Source organism: Chromohalobacter marismortui (genome assembly GCF_004364315.1).
Classification (GTDB): Bacteria; Pseudomonadota; Gammaproteobacteria; order Pseudomonadales; family Halomonadaceae; genus Chromohalobacter; species Chromohalobacter marismortui.
This window is the reverse complement of the sequence record NZ_SOBR01000001.1, coordinates 669,144-686,035: the sequence shown is the minus strand read 5'-3', so window position 1 is coordinate 686,035 and position 16,892 is coordinate 669,144. Positions and strand designations below refer to the sequence as shown.

Annotated in this window: 15 protein-coding genes; 12 read left to right on the top strand and 3 right to left on the bottom strand. The window is 62.5% G+C overall.

All coding sequences use genetic code 11. From position 1 onward, the window contains the following. Nucleotides 1–138 precede the first annotated feature (138 nt). From C8E00_RS03015 to C8E00_RS02990, 6 genes are all read left to right on the top strand, one after another. The gene (locus tag C8E00_RS03015) at nt 139–1,272 is read left to right on the top strand and encodes an iron-containing alcohol dehydrogenase (RefSeq protein ID WP_133694301.1); all 1,134 of its coding nucleotides are present in this window, start codon (nt 139–141) and stop codon (nt 1,270–1,272) included. 172 nt (nt 1,273–1,444) lie between these two features. Then, entirely contained in the window at nt 1,445–2,422 is a 978-nt protein-coding gene (locus C8E00_RS03010; protein ID WP_133694299.1) for a Bug family tripartite tricarboxylate transporter substrate binding protein, read from the top strand. A gap of 13 nt (nt 2,423–2,435) precedes the next feature. Then, nucleotides 2,436–2,903, top strand: a complete 468-nt coding sequence (locus C8E00_RS03005) for a tripartite tricarboxylate transporter TctB family protein (RefSeq protein WP_133694297.1) — start codon at nt 2,436–2,438, stop codon at nt 2,901–2,903. Nucleotides 2,904–2,910: 7 nt separating this feature from the next. After that, complete coding sequence (locus C8E00_RS03000) at nt 2,911–4,425, top strand: tripartite tricarboxylate transporter permease (protein ID WP_133694295.1); 1,515 nt, start codon at nt 2,911–2,913, stop codon at nt 4,423–4,425. Then, on the top strand, nt 4,422–5,489 hold the full coding sequence (locus tag C8E00_RS02995) for an Ldh family oxidoreductase (protein WP_133694293.1): 1,068 nt from the start codon (nt 4,422–4,424) through the stop codon (nt 5,487–5,489). The genes C8E00_RS03000 and C8E00_RS02995 overlap by 4 nt, the downstream gene beginning before the upstream one ends. A 19-nt stretch (nt 5,490–5,508) precedes the next feature. Continuing rightward, a complete protein-coding gene (locus C8E00_RS02990; protein WP_133694290.1) occupies nt 5,509–6,399 on the top strand; it encodes an NAD(P)-dependent oxidoreductase in 891 nt (296 codons plus the stop codon). Between the two features lie 29 nt (nt 6,400–6,428). On the opposite strand, the gene C8E00_RS02985 is transcribed toward C8E00_RS02990, so the two are convergent. Further along, on the bottom strand, nt 6,429–7,397 hold the full coding sequence (locus C8E00_RS02985) for a GntR family transcriptional regulator (protein WP_133694288.1): 969 nt from the start codon (nt 7,395–7,397) through the stop codon (nt 6,429–6,431). Nucleotides 7,398–7,445: 48 nt separating this feature from the next. Next, nucleotides 7,446–8,975, bottom strand: coding sequence for a UxaA family hydrolase (locus C8E00_RS02980; protein WP_133694286.1), 1,530 nt, complete (start codon nt 8,973–8,975; stop codon nt 7,446–7,448). Nucleotides 8,976–9,290: 315 nt separating this feature from the next. Here C8E00_RS02980 and C8E00_RS02975 point away from each other — a divergent pair, with 315 nt between their 5' ends. From C8E00_RS02975 to C8E00_RS02955, 5 genes are all read left to right on the top strand, one after another. Next, nucleotides 9,291–10,610, top strand: a complete 1,320-nt coding sequence (locus C8E00_RS02975; RefSeq protein WP_133694283.1) for an L-fuconate dehydratase — start codon at nt 9,291–9,293, stop codon at nt 10,608–10,610. Between the two features lie 202 nt (nt 10,611–10,812). Further along, on the top strand, nt 10,813–11,883 hold the full coding sequence (locus C8E00_RS02970) for a TRAP transporter substrate-binding protein (RefSeq protein WP_133694281.1): 1,071 nt from the start codon (nt 10,813–10,815) through the stop codon (nt 11,881–11,883). Between the two features lie 99 nt (nt 11,884–11,982). Then, nucleotides 11,983–12,465 (top strand): TRAP transporter small permease, encoded by a 483-nt coding sequence (locus C8E00_RS02965; protein ID WP_133694278.1) that lies wholly within the window; start codon nt 11,983–11,985, stop codon nt 12,463–12,465. Beyond that, nucleotides 12,462–13,718 carry a TRAP transporter large permease gene (locus tag C8E00_RS02960; RefSeq protein WP_133694276.1) on the top strand — a complete coding sequence of 419 codons (1,257 nt, stop codon included), beginning with the start codon at nt 12,462–12,464 and terminating at the stop codon, nt 13,716–13,718. Before C8E00_RS02965 ends, C8E00_RS02960 begins: the two co-directional genes overlap by 4 nt. A gap of 25 nt (nt 13,719–13,743) precedes the next feature. Next, nucleotides 13,744–15,165, top strand: coding sequence for an FAD-binding oxidoreductase (locus C8E00_RS02955; protein WP_133694273.1), 1,422 nt, complete (start codon nt 13,744–13,746; stop codon nt 15,163–15,165). Between the two features lie 19 nt (nt 15,166–15,184). Here C8E00_RS02955 and C8E00_RS02950 read toward each other — a convergent pair whose 3' ends face one another. Beyond that, on the bottom strand, nt 15,185–15,940 hold the full coding sequence (locus tag C8E00_RS02950) for a FadR/GntR family transcriptional regulator (protein WP_011507037.1): 756 nt from the start codon (nt 15,938–15,940) through the stop codon (nt 15,185–15,187). 161 nt (nt 15,941–16,101) lie between these two features. Here C8E00_RS02950 and C8E00_RS02945 point away from each other — a divergent pair, with 161 nt between their 5' ends. Continuing rightward, on the top strand, nt 16,102–16,860 hold the full coding sequence (locus C8E00_RS02945) for an SDR family oxidoreductase (RefSeq protein ID WP_133694271.1): 759 nt from the start codon (nt 16,102–16,104) through the stop codon (nt 16,858–16,860). Nucleotides 16,861–16,892 lie beyond the last annotated feature (32 nt).

The window sequence follows — 16,892 nt, the reverse complement described above, 5'->3', positions numbered from 1 at the left end:
GAGCGAATCACAATGCCACAAACTTCGATTGGATTGTGATCCCACTATGGCCATAGCTTGAACGCAACGGCATCACGCGTTGCACGAGCCAACAACAAACACGGCCCTGACCGTCCCAGGGCAGCTAAGGAGCGCGGTATGAGTGCGATCATCAACTACCTCACCAAGATACGCTTCGGCGACGATGCCGTGGACGACCTCGCCGAGGAACTCATGTTGCTCGGCGTCTCACGCCCGCTGGTCATTACCGATGCCGGCCTCACCGCCAGCGGACTGGTGGATCGCGTGCAGGCCGCCATCGGCGGCGAGCGTCCGGCACCGGTCTACGACGGGACACCGGCCAATCCCACCGAGGTCGCCATCGAAGACGCCGTGGCCTGTTTCCGCGAGCAGGCCTGCGACGGCATCGTCGCACTGGGCGGCGGCTCCAGCATCGACTTGGCCAAGGGAGTCGCCCTGCTGGCCAGCCATCCCGCGCCGTTGCGGCAATACGCAGTGATCGAAGGCGGTGCCCCCCGTATCGGCAGCGACGTACTGCCGCTGGTGGCCATTCCCACCACGGCAGGCACCGGCAGCGAGGTGGGTCGCGCCGCCCTGATCAGCATGCGCGACGAACGCAAGCTCGGCTTTCTCTCGCCGCATCTAATCCCCGACGTGGCCATCTGCGACCCGCTGCTGACGCTCTCGCTGCCGCCGCACCTGACCGCCGCCACCGGCATGGACGCCATCGCGCATTGTGTCGAAACGTTTCTCAGCCCGCGCTTCAATCCACCCGCCGATGCCATCGCCCTGGATGGGCTGCAACGCGCCACGCGTCATATTCGCACTGCCGTCGGCGATGGCAGCAACCTCGACGCACGCCGCGAGATGCTGATGGCCGCCACACAAGGCGCCCTGGCGTTTCAGAAAGGGCTTGGCGCGGTGCACTCTCTGTCTCATGCCCTGGGCGGTTTTCACGATCTCAAGCTTCACCATGGCACGCTCAATGCCCTGCTGATGCCCATCGTGCTGCGCTTCAACCAGGATCATTGCCGCGACAAGTTCGCACGGCTGCGCGATGCAATGGGCTTGGCGCCCGGGACGGATGTCGCCGAGGCGTTCATTCAGCTCAATATCGACCTGGGCCTGCCCATGCGCTTGAGCGATCTGGGGGTGACACGCGAGCGTCTGACCCCTGTCGCCCAATGGGCGCTGGAAGATCACTCCACCGCGACCAATCCGCGTGCTCCGACGCATGACGATTTTCAGCGCATGCTCTTGGAAGCGCTATGAAAATCACTTTGCAAAACCTTTAACCCACTGAAAAAAAGAGGAGGTTCGAGCAGCGCTCTAGACCAAAGTCTAGATAAATGAATATTGCGCGCAATGTACATTAAAAACTAGCTTGAAAGGCACATCCCGTGCACGACCAGGCCTCATGACACGCCAATAACAAGGATCGATCATGCTCAAACGACACAACAAAGCGCTCCTCGCCGGCACCGCCGTTCTGCTCACCACCCTCGCCGGTCCGGCGCTCGCCGACTATCCCGAGAAACCCATTACCATCATCGTGCCATGGGCCGCCGGCGGCGGTACCGACGCCACCGCACGCACCATCGCCAAGGCAATGGAAGAACAACTGGGCGAGACGGTCAACGTCGTCAATCGTACCGGTGGCAGCGGTGTGGTAGGCCATAGCGCCATCGCTCGCGCCACGCCGGACGGTTACACGCTCGGGCTCGTCACCGGCGAGATCAACATGATGCACTGGCAAGGTCTCACCGACCTCACCTACCGCGATTACACGCCCATCGCCCAGATCAACTACGACTACGCGGGCGTCCAAGTCGCCGCCGACGGCCCCTTCGACGACCTCAAGGACTTGGTCAAGACCGTTCGCGAACAACCCAAGGGGACCTATAACGCCTCCGGCACCGGCCAGGGCGGCGTCTGGCATCTGGCCTTCGCTGGCTTCCTGATGGATCAGGGCATGGAGCCCGACCGCGTCACCTGGATCCCCAGCCAGGGCGCAGCGCCCGCCATGACCGAGCTCGCCGCCGGCGGCATCGACATCGTGCCAAGCTCAGTGCCCGAGGGCCGCTCGATGATCGAGGCCGGCCGTGCCGACAGCCTTGCCATCATGGCGCCCGAACGACTCGATAGCTTCCCCAACGTTCCCACGGTCCAGGAAGCCATCGGCAGTGACTATCAGATCGGCGAATGGCGCGGCATCGCCGGGCCCAAGGGGATGGACCCCGAAGTCGTCGCAACGCTCGAAGACGCGCTGAAGGCTGCTTACAACAGCGACACCTATCAGGGCTTCATGGCCAAGCAAGGATTCGGCACCGAATGGCGCAATGCCGAGGACTTTGCCCAGTTGATGGCGGACATGGACGAGCGTTTCGGCAAGATCGTCGAACAAGTCGGCCTAGCCAAATAACCCGGGGGCCACGATGAAAGACTTTCTGCTTGGCCTCGCGTTCATAGTGGCAGGCGCCATCGTCTATGTCGTGGCCCAAGGGTTCCCCACCATGCCGAGTCTGCAATACGGGCCTTCACTGTTTCCCTCCCTCATCGGGGGAGGGTTCATGATCGGAGGACTGGTGCTCACAATCGGCCATGTCGGGGCGCTCAAGGGCATCGCACACGGTCTCACTTGGCGTCCGGCCCCGGAGCACATCCGCAACATGTTGCTCTCGCTGCTTCCCGCGCTGGCCATCGTTTTTTACATCCTGACAAGCGAGTGGCTGGGGACCACGGTGTGCCTGGCATCAATCATGTTCGTGTTGATGCTGATACGGCGTACCTCTCCCATCCTCGCGTTCGGGGTCTCCATCGTCGCGGCACTGGTCATCAACCAGGTGTTCTCTCACTACCTGCTCATTCCCCTCCCCGAGGGATTGCTGAGTGTCTGGGGGTAAGTAAGCCATGGATGCATTTCTGCAAGGCCTGGCGCTGGTCTTCAATTTTCAGACGCTACTCGTCATCGCCGCCGCGGCCGTTTTCGGGGTCTTCGTGGGTGCCGTGCCCGGGTTGACCGCGACCATGGCCGTCGCGTTACTGGTGCCCATCACCTTCTACATGGACCCGACGCCCGCCATCGCCGCTATCGTGACCACCTCGGCCATGGCGATATTCGCCGGCGACATTCCCGGTACTTATCTCAACATTCCCGGTACGCCCGCGTCGGCCGCCTACGTCGGCGAGTCACACCAACTGGCGCGTCAAGGACGTGCGCGGGAAACGCTGGGCACCAATTTGATATGCTCGATGTTCGGCGGTTTGTTCGGCACTCTGATACTGGTATTCGTGTCCCCATCACTGGCCGAGGTCGCCCTGCAATTCAGCTCTTACGAATATTTCTGGCTGGCCTTGCTGGGGCTGAGTTGCTCGATTTTCATCTCCATCGGCTCCAAGACCAAGGCCTTCCTGTCCTTGCTGGTGGGCTTGCTGCTGTCCACCGTCGGCCTCGACATGATGAGCGGCGCGCCACGTTTCACCTTCGGCATTCCGGATTTGATGGCCGGCGTCAACTTCATTCCGGTGATGATCGGGATGTTCGCGCTCAACGAGCTGATGGGATTCTACGGCTCTCGCAATGAAGGGCGTCAGGTGACCGCCATGCACAAGGACAAGGTGTTCACCCAGGTTCCTCGGCATCTCCGGCGTTACTGGCGCAATCTCTTGCGGGGAAGCTCGATCGGCACCCTGATCGGCGCGCTCCCCGGGGCGGGCGCCGATATCGCCGCCTGGATCTCCTATGCCATGGGCAAAAGCCGGTCGAAAAACCGCGACGCCTACGGCACCGGCCACATCGAAGGCATCGTCGATGCCAGTTCCGCCAACAATTCCGGCATCAGCGGTGCCTGGGTCCCGGCCCTCGTCTTCGGTATTCCAGGCGACTCGATCACCGCCATCGTCATCGGCGTACTGTACATGAAGGGCATGAACCCCGGGCCGACCATCTTCATGGAGGGCGGCGGTCTCATTTACGCGCTCTTCATCGTGTTCTTCATCGCCAACCTGATCATGCTGCCCATCGGCTATGTTGCCATTCGCTCGGCCAAGGTCTTCATCCTGACGCCACGCAAGATACTCATGCCAATCATCCTATGCTTCTGCATCGTCGGTGCTTTTGCCATCAACAACACCATCACGGATGTCTGGATCATGCTGATCACCGGCTTCGGGGCCTTTATCCTCGCGCGCAACGACTTCCCCATGGCGCCTGCCATCCTGGGCCTGGTGCTGGGCACCACGCTCGAGAACAACTTCATGAGTTCAATGCTCAAGAGCAACGGCGATCTACTGAGTTTCTTCTCGCGTCCGATCAGCGCCGGCCTGGGCATCATGGTCATCCTGATCTGGCTGCTGCCGCTGTTACTTCGCCTTTACCGCCATTATCGCGGCACCTCCCGCGACCACTCCGCGAGGACGCCATGACGACCTATGCTGCCACGCCATTGACCGAGCTTTTGACGGCGCTCTTTCAGGAAGCCGGTGCCACCGCGGAAGTTGCCGCGACCACCGCCGACGTACTGGTCGAAGGCGACCTGCTCGGTCACCATACGCATGGCATCAAGCTTGCGCATGGCTATCTCCAGGACCTCAAGGCCGGCAAGGCGAACGGCGATCCCGAGACGCTCGAGATGACGGAAAGCAGCCCCGTGGCCGCGGTGATCGATGGGCACTACGTGCTGGGCCCTTACCTGGTCAGACACGCGCTGGAACATGCCGCGCAAGCGGCCGAAGGATTCGGCATCGGCATCGTCACGCTCAAGCGTTCCCATCACATTGCCTGCCTGGCCGCCTATCTGCGACCCCTCGTCGAACGCCATCTCGTCCCCGTCATCCTCAGTTCGGATCCCGCGGTGGCCTCGGTGGCGCCCTATGGCGGCACCACGCCGGTGTACACGCCGAACCCGCTAGCGATCGGTATTCCCGGTCGCGACAACCCCATGCTGATCGATGTCAGCATGTCGAGCATCACCAACGGCACCGTCAACAAGACTCGCGCCGAAGGCGGCAAGCTCGCGCACCCGGCCATCCTCACCCACCGAGGCACGGTCAGCGACGCCCCGGAGGACTTCTTCACCACGCCGCCCGGCAGCATTCTGCCGCTCGGCGGTCAGGCCTTCGGTCATAAGGGATTCGCCCTGGGACTGATGGTCGAGGCATTGACCTCGGCACTCGGCGGTTTCGGTCGCAAGGACGCGCCTACGCAGTGGGGCGCCTCGGCCACGGTGATGGTCATCGATCCGGCGCGCTTCGGCGGCATCGATGCCTTCGTCGAGGAAACCGATTTCCTCACCCAGCGCTGTCTCGAGTCCGAGCGCGTCGACCCCGAGGTCGCGGTACGTCTACCCGGCCAATCCGGTCTTGCCAAGCGTCAGCGGTATCTACGCGATGGCATTCCCCTGCCGGAAGACGTCGTCGTGTCACTACGCAAGGCCATCGCCGACTCGGCACTCGCCGATGGGCCATTGAGTCGCGCACTGGGGTTATGAAATGAAGCAAGGCAAGTGCATGCACACCATCAAGACCATCGGCGTTATCGGTACCGGCCTCATGGGTGCACCGATGGCACGCCGCCTCGCCGAGGCAGGGCATCGCGTCCGTGCCTGGAACCGTACCCCGGACAAGGCAGCGGCCTTGCGCGCGCAAGGTATCGAGAGCGCTCATTCGGCGAACGATGCCGCGACCGACGCCGATATCGTCGTGGTCATGCTCAGCTCCGGCCCGGTGTGCGATGCCATCTTGCTGGGCGACGACGGCGTCATCGCCCACATGGCACCCGGCGCCGTCCTGGTGGTCATGAGCTCGATTCCGGTCGACACCGCCAGGGGCCAGGCCCAGGCTGCCGCGGCAGCGGGCATCGGCTATCTGGATGCGCCGGTCTCCGGCGGCGAGAAAGGCGCCATCGACGGTACGCTGGCCATCATGATCGGTGGCGAGGACGCCACCTACGCCCAAGCGCGCCCCTTGTTCACGCCCCTCGGACGCGCCGTGCACGTGGGCCCTGCCGGCAGCGGGCAACTCGCCAAGCTGGCCAATCAGACCATCGTCGCCAACACCATCGCCACCGTCGCCGAGGCCTTGCTGCTCGCCGAACGCGGCGGCGCCGACCCCGGCAAGGTACGCGACGCCCTGATGGGCGGGTTCGCCGACTCGACGATCCTCAAGGTTCACGGCGAACGCATGCTCAACGACGATTTTTGCCCCGGGGGCCCGGCCAAGTGGCAATGCAAGGATACGCAAACCGCGCAGGCACTGGCCGACGACCTGGCGCTGGAAATGCCGGTGTCGCGTCTGGTGAATGGCTTGTTCGAGGACCTGGTCGCGCACGGCGACGGCGACCTGGACCACAGCGCGCTGATCCGCGAGCTGCGCCGGCGCAACGGCGAGCGCCCGAGCTGATCGACACCGAGCCCTCACGCCGGGAGCACTCAGGAAGACGCGACCTCGCGCAAATAATCCGGCACGGCGATTTCGCCAGCATCGCGAAAATCGGCAAGACGCGCCTGCACCTGGGATTCCGAGCGTGCCAGGTGGTCGTCGAGGGCGCGTCCCGCTGCCTTGCCATGGCGTGCGCGGGCCTGCTCGAACACATGACGGTGCTCGTCGAAGAAAGGCGCCACGCTGGGCAAGTCGATCGACGAGCCCAAGAGGTGCTTGCTGATCAATAGAATCGGCCGTGTGCGCTGCAACATGGTCATGATTTCGGCGTTGCCGCCCTGCATTAGCGCCTCATGGTGAAGGTCATTCTCCAGGGTATCGAGCAACGCGCTGGGCACGTCAGGATAATCGCGCGCGGCATCGTCCAAACGCGCCAGATAGCGTTGTATGTCCGCGTCGCTCAAACGCTCGGCGGCGCGGGTCATCATGAACGGCTCCAGTTGACGTCGCGCCTGGTAAAGATCATGCAGGCGAGCATCGTCCAGCGGGACCACCGTCCAACTGCTGTACTTGACCTTATCGACCACGCCGATGCTCTGTAGGTACAACAGGATACGGTGCGTCAGGGTCCTGCTCACCGACAGCGAACGCGCCAGTTGCAGTTCATTGAGCTCGAAGCGGCCTTTCATCGAGCACAGCACCACGTCGCGCTCCACACCTTCGGCATGCGTGCGCCAGGTATCGGTGCGCTCGATATGCGACGCGCTGAAGTCACGCTTTCCCAGCGAGCGGCGTACTATGTCGCCGGGCTGCGCACCCACTTGGTAGCCACGCCCTTCGAAGCGACAGATCAGGCCTTCTTCATGAAGGCGCGCCAGCGTCTGGCGTACCGGCGAACGGCTCATCGCGAAATGCTCGGCCAGGTGCCCTTCCAGCAACACCAGCCCCGGCTCGAGACGTTCGTCCTCGATGGCCTGCCGGACGACCCTATAAAGTTGATCCTTCAGCGCTCTGGGCATGCGGTTGTCTTGTCTTCCTTGTTTAGCCTTCAGGGCACGTGCCGCGGCTCAGGTAATCGCACCGACCATCCAGGGCACGAATTCATTGCTGCCATAACCCAACGATTCGCTGGCACTGGCATCGCCGGATGCGACGGCGATGATTCGCTCGAAAATCGCCTCGCCCATCTCCTCCACGGAGACGTCACCGTCGATGATGGCCCCGCAGTTGAGGTCCATGTCTTCACGCATGGTCTCATACATGTGGGTATTGGTGGCCAGCTTGAGACATGGCGCCGGCTTGAAGCCGGATACCGAGCCGCGCCCGGTGGTAAAGCACACCACGCTCGCTCCCGAAGCAATCTGGCCGGTAACCGAGACCGGGTCATAGCCAGGGCTGTCCATGAAGTTGAAGCCGGGCACCTTGAGCGGCTCGGCGTACTCGAGCACATCGTTGAGGCTCGACGAGCCTCCTTTGGCCACCGCACCCAACGACTTTTCCAGAATCGTCGACAGCCCACCGGCCTTGTTGCCCGGCGACGGATTGTTGTTGAGCTCGGCGCCGTTGATCTCGGTGTAATGCTTCCACCAGGCGATGCGTGCCAACAGCTTGCGTGCCACCTCGACATCCACCGCACGGTCCAGCAGCAGGTGCTCGGCGCCGTAGATCTCCGGTGTTTCACTGAGGATCGCGCTACCTCCATGACGCACGATCAGATCGGCGGCATGCCCCAGCGCCGGATTGGCGGTGATCCCGGAGTAGCCATCCGACCCGCCGCATTGCAGCGCGACGCTCAAGTGATGAAGCGGCGCGGGACGCCGCTCATCGCGTTCATGGCGACGCGCCATTTCCAGCACCTTGTCGCAGGCCATCTGGATGCTCGCACGCGTACCGCCGACCTGCTGAATGTTGAAGTAAGCCAGGCGCGCGCCATCCTCCAGCCCCGATTTCTCGATGAGTTGCTTGACCTGGTTGGTTTCGCAGCCCAGCCCGATGATCACCACGTGCGCGAAGTTGGGATGCCGCGCATAGCCTGCGATGACCCGCTCGAGAAAGGCAAAACCTTCCGACTCGGTATTCATCGCACACCCCGAGCCATGCGTGATCGCCACCACGCCGTCGAATCCCGATGCCGCGATCTCACCCGCCGCATTGAGCCGTTCGGCGGCGACCTTGGCCACGGTCGCCGAGCAGTTCACGGTCGACAGAATGCCGATGTAGTTGCGCGTACCCACCTGCCCATTGGGGCGATGATAGCCCATGAAGGTACGCCCCGAGTCGCTCACCGGTGTGCGCGGGAAAGGCTCGAATCCCTCCAGCGCGGTATCGCGCTCGAGCATGGCGACATTATGGGTATGCACGTGTTCGCCGACGGCGATAGCGCGGCTCGCCCGGCCGATGACCTGACCATACTTGATGACATTGTCGCCTTCGGCAATCGGCACCAACGCCACCTTGTGCCCGGCATCGATATTGTGACGCGCCACGCCATCGTCGATACCGAGCGGCAAGCCTTCCGCCACGGCACGTGCGGCGACGCCCACGTTATCGGCCGCATGGAGTCTGATGACCGACGGTGTCGTATTGATGAGCTGCATGATGGACCTCGGTAACAAGGATACGCCACGAGGACGCATCGATTTCTGGACATGGGTGTTCAGGGGACTCTCAGGCGTCGCCCAGGGGACGTCGATTAGACCAACGTCCCAGTATTGAATATTGCGCACAATGTTCAATTATGAGTCTAGCGCGCCTGACGCCGCCCCGCGAGTGCTCCCACCAATTGATAACCACAAGAAATCAGCACAACAAAATTGCGATTGGCTTGTTATTGACGGTTGGCCTTAGCCTAGTCGTACTACATCAATGCGCGGTGCAGGCCGCACTCCCCCACAGGTCCAGGACGGTAGGCAATGACGACGATCACTCATCTTCAAGCTCGGGACATACGCTTCCCCACCTCACGCCAGCTCGATGGCTCGGACGCCATGAACGCGGCACCGGATTATTCGGCCACCTACGTCACGCTCACGACCGACGCCGATGATGGGCTTCAGGGGCACGGGCTGACCTTCACCATCGGGCGCGGCAACGATGTCTGCGTCATGGCCGTGGAAGCCCTGGCATCGCGCATCGTAGGACGCGATCTCGACGCCATCACCCACGACATGGGTATCTTCTGGCGCGACCTCACCAGCGGCGACAGCCAACTGCGCTGGCTGGGACCGGAAAAAGGCGTCATGCACCTGGCGGGGGCCGCCATCATCAATGCCGTGTGGGATCTGTGGGCCAAGCGCGAAGGCAAGCCAGTCTGGAAGCTGCTGGCGGACATGACCCCCGAGCAACTGGTTCGCTGCCTGGATTTCCGCTTCGTCAGCGACGCCCTGACCCCGCAGGAAGCCCTCGCCTTGCTCAAACGCAAGGAAGCCGGCAAAGATGAGCGCGAGGCTCACATGCGCGCCGAGGGCTATCCCGCTTACACCACCTCCGCCGGCTGGCTCGGCTACTCCGAGGACAAGATTCGCCGCCTGGCGCGCGAAGCACTGGCCGAAGGCTGGACGCACTTCAAGCAGAAGGTCGGTGGCGACCTCGAGGAGGATCGCCAGCGTGCCCGCATACTGCGCGACGAAATCGGCTGGGACCGCGCATTGATGATGGACGCCAACCAGATGTGGGATGTCGACGAAGCCGTCGCCAACATGCGCAACCTGGCGGAATTCGATCCGCTGTGGATCGAAGAACCCACCAGTCCCGACGACATTCTCGGCCATGCCGAGATTCGTCGCCGGCTCGCCCCCATGGGCGTCGCCACCGGCGAGCACTGCCATAACCGCGTGATGTTCAAGCAGCTATTGCAGGCCGACGCCATCGATTATTGCCAGCTCGACGCCGCGCGGCTGGGGGGGCTCAACGAAGTGATTCTGGTGCTGCTGATGGCCGCCAAGTACGACGTACCGGTCTGCCCGCACGGTGGCGGTGTGGGGCTATGCGAGTACACCCAGCACATTTCGCTGTTCGACTATATCGCTGTCTCCGGCTCGCTGGACGGCCGCATTCTCGAATACGTCGACCACCTTCACGAACATTTCATCGATCCGGTACGCATTCAGGAAGGCCGTTATCGGGTGCCCGACGCCCCCGGCTACAGCATCACCATGCATGAGGCCTCGCTCGAACGTCATCGCTTCCCCCAGGGAGAGGCCTGGCAAGAACACCCTGCCCAGGAAAATTAAGTGCCCATCTACGACTAACGAAGAAGTCTCAACGGGGGGTATCTCGGTGTATATTCAACATTCAGATATTCAAGAGCAGACACGCCCTCTACCGAGCATGTCTCGCCCCATCAGTCGCAGGCTAACTGGTGAAGGTCGGGATGATACCGGTGTCATTCGTGACACATACGCCAGCACCAACCATCCGTTCCAGGAGAACAAGATGACAACAACCACAACGACACGCTTTGTATCCGTCGTCGGCGGCGCGTTTCTAGGCTTGACCGCCTTGAGTGCCTCCGCGGCGACCGAAATGCCCCCACTGCCCGACGTCACAGGCGATACCGTCAAGGCCGACGGCGACTTCGAGATCAAGTTCAGCATCGGTACCACGGAGTCCGGTGCGCAATACCGTGGCCTCGAGTACTTCGAAAAAATCGTCGAACAGCGTAGCGACGGTCATATCCAAGTGGCGCTTTTCCCCGGCGCTCAGTTGGGCGATGACCGCCAGGCCACCAGCGCGCTACAGGCGGGCACGCTGGAAATGACCATGCCCTCGACGTCGCCCTTGGTGAACATGTTCCCGAAGTTCGCCGTCTTCGACTTGCCGTTCTTGTTTCCCAAGCCGGAAATGGCCGATGCCGTCCTCGATGGCGAGATCGGCCAGCAGATGCTCGACGATGCATCTTCTAAGGGGCTGGTCGCCATCGGCTGGGGCGAGAATGGCTATCGCCAGTTGACCAATAGCCAGCATCCCGTCGAAAAGCCGGCCGACCTCGAAGGCCTCAAGATCCGCACCATGGAAAACGAGCTCCACCTGGATATCTGGCGGACACTGGGCGCCAACCCCACTCCAATGTCTTTCGCGGAACTGTTCACGGCGCTTGAGCAAGGGGTCGTCGATGGCCAGGAAAACCCCTGGATCACCATCGAATCTTCCAAGTTCAACGAAGTGCAGGACTACGCCACCGAAACCAATCACGTCTACACGCCGTTCATCACCCTGGTCTCTGCACGCTTCTGGGACCGTCTGCCGGAAGAGTATCAGCAACTGCTGCGCGACGCGGCCACCAAGATGGGCGACTACCAGCGCCACGTGAGCCGTACCCTGAACGATCAAATCAAGCAGGACCTGAAAGATTCAGGCATGCAGATCACCGAGCTGACACCGGAGCAGGTCAAGCTCTTCCAGGACAAGCTCGAGCCGGTCTACCAAGATTGGCGTGATGAGATTGGCGGCGAGCTGATCGACGATATCCGCGCGCAGGTCCAGCAGGCACAAGCGCAGCAATAAGCACCACGCGCTTGCGTACCACACGTCCGCAGGGAAGGTCGGCCACGCCCTTCCCTGCTTTTGGCAACAACACGACCAGCACCCCTCTCTGAAGGCTTCATGAAGTCACGTTCGGGTAACGCCTACTTGAACAAGCTGATAAGCGGATTGGACGTCATCATCGGGCTCCTCGTCATTGGGGTGGTCGTTACCGTCTCGATGAACGTCTTCGGACGCTTCCTCTTCAGCTACTCCTTTGCTTGGGCAGCGGAAATCTCACGCCTGTTCTTCATTTGGATGGTGCTACTCGGCGCAGGCATCGCCAGCTTGACCAACGAGCATGTCGCCGTGACCTTATTCAAGGACAAGGCGTCTCCCGCAGTGCAAAAAATCTTCGCTTTGCTGGCGGCCGCGATCATCTACGCGGTCTGTATCAGCATCTTCATCGGTTTCGACGGCCTCGTGTCGGGCTATGTAGGGACGACCCCCTTCCTGGGCATTTCCAAGACCGTCCTCTACAGCGCGATGGTGGTCATGGCGGTCCTCACCGTCATCGGTAACACCCTCTTTCTCTACAAAGTCTTCAAGCGAGGTGCGGCATGATCCTATGGAGTATTCTCTTGGGGCTATTCGCCTGCATCGTGATCGGCATGCCGATCTCGTTTGGCCTGGCAGCGATCTGCCTGTTCATCTTTTACGTCGCCGATTACGGCCTGACCACGCTGGTCTCGCAAGCCGTCAACGGGCTTGATTCGTTTCCCTTGCTGGCCATTCCGCTGTTCATTCTCGTCGGCGAGGTCATGAGTTCCGGCGGCATTGCCAAGCGCCTGGTACGCCTGGCAAGCGCCATGGTGGGATTCGTCGCCGGCGGGCTGGGCCAGGTGACCGTCCTGACCTCGATGTTCTTCGGTGGCATCAGCGGCTCCGCCGTCGCGGACGCCTCCGCGGTAGGCAGCATGATGATCAATCCGATGAAGCAACACGGCTATTCGGGGCCACGCGCCACCGCCATCGTGGTGGCCGCATCGGTAGTCGGTATCATCATTCCGCCTTCGATCCCGATGATCCTGTTCGGGGTCGTGACCGGCACCTCGATTTCGCAACTGTTCATGGCCGGTATCGTACCGGGCGTTCTGATCACCCTGGGCCTGGCCATGGCGACGTATTTCCAGTCCAAGAAGACCGGCGCCGCGCAGCCCTTCGATTTTCAGGAACTGATCGCCGCCCTCAAGGACTCGGTACTCGCGTTGCTGCTGCCGGTCATCATCGTCGGCGGGATTCTCAGCGGTGTCTTCACCCCTACCGAAAGCGCGGCGATCGCTCTGCTCTACGCCGTGGTGGTCTCGATGTTCGTGTATCGCAGCCTCACCTTGAAGCGCTTCTTCGCCTTGTGCGTGTCCACCGGCCGCCTGACCGGTGTCGTGCTGCTGCTGCTGGCATTCGCCAGCGTCCTGGCGTGGCTCTTGACCGCCAACCTGATTCCTCAGCAGATCGTCGTCATGCTCTCGGAGCTGTCCCAGAACAAGTACGTCATCCTGGGCATCCTGACGCTGTTTCTGCTGGTCGTGGGCTTCTTCATGGACCTGACGCCGGCCATGGTCATTCTGGCGCCGTTGATGACGCCTGTGGTGGTCAAGCTCGGTATCGACCCGGTCTACTTCGGCGTTCTGATGTCGTTCGTACTCGGTATCGGCCTGATCACACCGCCAGTGGGCACCGTGCTCTATGTCGGCTGCGGGGTCGGCAAGGTCAAGCTCGAAGAACTGGTCAAGAGCCTGCTGCCCTACTACTTCACGCTGGTCGCGCTGCTCATCGCGTTCCTGGCCTTCCCTGGCCTGGTGCTCTGGTACAAGTGACATGCAAGGACAACGAGACGCTACGATGCCAATCGATACCGCCGCGCTACACCGCTTTCTGACCGAACTGCTGGGCACCGGCGGGGTCATCGATGACCCCGCGGCGTTTGCTCGCTATACCACCGACTGGGCCGGCGACAAAGGCGGCGATCCCTGGATGATCGCCCGTCCCGCCACCCCCGAACAGGTCGCCGACATCGTCGCGTTCTGTCATCGCCACCAGATCCCCATGGTGGCCCAGGGGGGCCATTCCGGCCTCGTCGGCGGCGCGCAACCCGACCCCGAACGCGGCGAGCTGATGATCAGCCTCGAGCGGCTGAACCGGATTCGGCATCTCGACCCCGTCAATTTCAGCATGAGCGTGGACAGCGGCTGCATCCTGCAGACCGTCAAGGAGGCCGCCGAAGAGGCGGATTGCTACTTCCCGCTCGCCCTCGGCGCACAGGGAAGCTGTCAGATAGGCGGCAACGTTTCCACCAACGCCGGCGGGCTCAACGTCTTGCGCTACGGCATGATGCGCCAGCTGGTGCTGGGGCTGGAAGTCGTATTGCCCGACGGCCGTCTGTGGAACGGCATGCATGCCCTGCACAAGGACAATCGCGGTTACGACCTCAAGCAGTTGTTCATCGGGGCCGAAGGCACGCTGGGGATCGTCACCGGCGCCGTGCTCAAACTCGCCCCGCGTCCGCAGACCAGCCGCACCGCGTTGATCGCCGTTCCCGACATTGCCGCCGCCTTGGCACTATACGGTCAGGCACGGCGTAGCTGCTGCGACTTGCTGTCGGCCTTCGAACTGATTCCCCGCGTATGCATGGAACTGGCATTCGAAGCGGCGCCGGATCTCCCCGATCCGTTCGACGACGCACACCCGGTCTATGTCTTGATGGAAGTCTCGGCCAGCGGCCCGGCGGATCTCGACACCATGATCGAGCACCTTTTCGAAACCGGCGCCGAGCAGGAACACGTGCTGGACGGGGTGCTCGCCAGCAGTGAAACCCAGGCCGCCCAGCTATGGCAGATCCGCGAGAGCATGCTGGAAGGTCAGCAAATGCGCGGCGAACATCTGCGCACCGACGTCTCGCTGCCCATCTCGGGGCTGACCGCGTTCTTCGAGGACGCTAGCCACGCCGTGACGCAGCGCTCCCCGGACACGCAGATCATCGCCTATGGCCACATCGGCGACGGCAACCTCCACTTCAATCTCCTGCCGCCTGCAAGGCTCGACCTCGAGGCCAAGAAGGCCCTGTTGCATGAGCTGGAAGACGCCCTGTTCGATATTGTCGATGCGCATCACGGCAGCATCAGCGCCGAGCACGGCATCGGACGCGTCAAGCAAGCGGCATTCCTGGCCGATTTGAGCGACACCGAATACACGCTCCTGAAAGGACTCAAGCAGCTCTTCGACCCGCAAGGACTGATGGCCGCCGGCCGCATCCTGCCGCGTTGATAGGCGGTTAGCCCGATGGCTACTCCGCGAAAAACACCCGCAGCACATGATCGAGATGCACTTCCATGGCCTGTCGCGCCGCCGCCGGGTCACGTGCCTCGATCGCCGCCACCAGGCGCTCGTGATCCTCCTGCGAGCGCTGCGGCATACCGGTCTCCATGAACAGCTCTTGCAGGCGCCGGAACATGACCCCGTACTGGTGGCCCAGCAGGTGCTTGATCAGCAGCGCATAGGCCGCGTTGCCCGAGGCTTCGGCGATGCGGATATGCAACAGCCGGTCGCCGGCCAGGTTGCCGCCGCCATGGTTGTTGTCGTAGATGTTGCGCTCCAGCGCCGCGCGTATGGCGCTGAGATCCTCGTCCGTGGCGTTCATCGCCGCCAGGGCCGCGTTCTCCGGCTCCAGGTAACGCCGCGCCTGCAGCAGCGAAAACGGCGGTATCTCCTCGTCGAGATTGAGTTCGATCTCGCTGGCGAACTCGGGGTCGAGCGCCCACGGCTCCTTGCGAGCCGCGGCCTGCATCACCGAGCCCGGCGGCATGGCGTCGACTTCCTTGACCAGCACCCCGTGTCCCACGCGCACCTCGACGATGCCCACGACTTCCAGGGCGATCAGCGCCTCGCGCACCGACGCGCGGCTGACGCCCAGTTGCTGCGCCAGATCCCGCTCGGGCGGCAACAAGGAGCCCGGGGGAAACTCGCCGTCGCGAATCAGTTGCTGCAACTGATCGGCGATCTGCCGGTACAGGCGCTGTGAGCGAATGGTTTGAATCGGCATCGCGTCGTCTCTCCGCACCGCGTTGCGACTAAAGTTGATGGCAATTGACTTGCCGCCGAGACCTAGCCCAGTAGATGATGGCTCGACCATTGGTCAGGCCTCTGGATCTTCGAATGGCTGGCCGCGCTATGTTCCCACGTTCAGCAGGGATTCGCCACACCATGAGACTTCAACACAAGACCGCACTGGTCACCGCCGCGGGACAGGGCATCGGCCGCGCCACGGTGGAGCGCTTTCTCGCCGAGGGCGCCAGCGTCATCGCCACCGACATCGACCCCGGCCTGCTCGACGACCTCGACGACCTCGACGACCTCGACGACGTCCGGGCACACCGGCTGGACGTCACCCGGCACGCCGACATCGAGACGCTGGCCGACGAGATCGGCGGTATCGATATCCTCTTCAACTGTGCCGGCATGGTGCCGGGCGGCACGATACTGGAATGCGACGATGCCGCCTGGGAGCGCAGCTTCGCCCTCAACGTGACCGCCATGTTCCACATGATCCAGGCGTTTCTCCCCGGCATGCTCGCGCGAGGCGGCGGCAGCATCGTCAACATGGCCTCGCTGGCATCGAGCATCAAGGGCGTGCCCAACCGCTTCGCCTACGGCACCACCAAGGCCGCCGTCATCGGCTTGACCAAGTCGGTGGCCGCCGATTACATGACCCAGGGCATTCGCTGCAACGCCATCTGCCCCGGCACCGTCGAGTCGCCCTCGCTGCATCAACGCATCGAGGACCAGGCTCGGCAACAGGGACGCGACAAGGCCGCGGTATTCCAGGAATTCATCGACCGCCAGCCGATGGGTCGCCTGGGGCGCCCCGAGGAAGTCGCCGCGCTGGCGACCTTCCTGGCTTCCGACGAGGCGGCGTTCATCACCGGTACCGCACAGCTGATCGACGGCGGCTGGTCGAATTAAGACGGAAGACGGAAGACGGAAGATCAAACCAC

What these genes read in the sequence shown, in the direction of transcription:
- C8E00_RS02965 (WP_133694278.1), top strand. Translation starts at nt 11,983, where the DNA reads ATGAAGTCACGTTCGGGTAACGCCTACTTGAACAAGCTGATAAGCGGA.
- C8E00_RS02990 (WP_133694290.1), top strand. Translation starts at nt 5,509, where the DNA reads ATGCACACCATCAAGACCATCGGCGTTATCGGTACCGGCCTCATGGGT.
- C8E00_RS03015 (WP_133694301.1), top strand. Translation starts at nt 139, where the DNA reads ATGAGTGCGATCATCAACTACCTCACCAAGATACGCTTCGGCGACGAT.
- C8E00_RS02975 (WP_133694283.1), top strand. Translation starts at nt 9,291, where the DNA reads ATGACGACGATCACTCATCTTCAAGCTCGGGACATACGCTTCCCCACC.
- C8E00_RS02955 (WP_133694273.1), top strand. Translation starts at nt 13,744, where the DNA reads ATGCCAATCGATACCGCCGCGCTACACCGCTTTCTGACCGAACTGCTG.
- C8E00_RS02980 (WP_133694286.1), bottom strand. Translation starts at nt 8,975, where the DNA reads ATGCAGCTCATCAATACGACACCGTCGGTCATCAGACTCCATGCGGCC.
- C8E00_RS02960 (WP_133694276.1), top strand. Translation starts at nt 12,462, where the DNA reads ATGATCCTATGGAGTATTCTCTTGGGGCTATTCGCCTGCATCGTGATC.
- C8E00_RS03000 (WP_133694295.1), top strand. Translation starts at nt 2,911, where the DNA reads ATGGATGCATTTCTGCAAGGCCTGGCGCTGGTCTTCAATTTTCAGACG.
- C8E00_RS02985 (WP_133694288.1), bottom strand. Translation starts at nt 7,397, where the DNA reads ATGCCCAGAGCGCTGAAGGATCAACTTTATAGGGTCGTCCGGCAGGCC.
- C8E00_RS02995 (WP_133694293.1), top strand. Translation starts at nt 4,422, where the DNA reads ATGACGACCTATGCTGCCACGCCATTGACCGAGCTTTTGACGGCGCTC.
- C8E00_RS02970 (WP_133694281.1), top strand. Translation starts at nt 10,813, where the DNA reads ATGACAACAACCACAACGACACGCTTTGTATCCGTCGTCGGCGGCGCG.
- C8E00_RS03010 (WP_133694299.1), top strand. Translation starts at nt 1,445, where the DNA reads ATGCTCAAACGACACAACAAAGCGCTCCTCGCCGGCACCGCCGTTCTG.
- C8E00_RS03005 (WP_133694297.1), top strand. Translation starts at nt 2,436, where the DNA reads ATGAAAGACTTTCTGCTTGGCCTCGCGTTCATAGTGGCAGGCGCCATC.
- C8E00_RS02950 (WP_011507037.1), bottom strand. Translation starts at nt 15,940, where the DNA reads ATGCCGATTCAAACCATTCGCTCACAGCGCCTGTACCGGCAGATCGCC.
- C8E00_RS02945 (WP_133694271.1), top strand. Translation starts at nt 16,102, where the DNA reads ATGAGACTTCAACACAAGACCGCACTGGTCACCGCCGCGGGACAGGGC.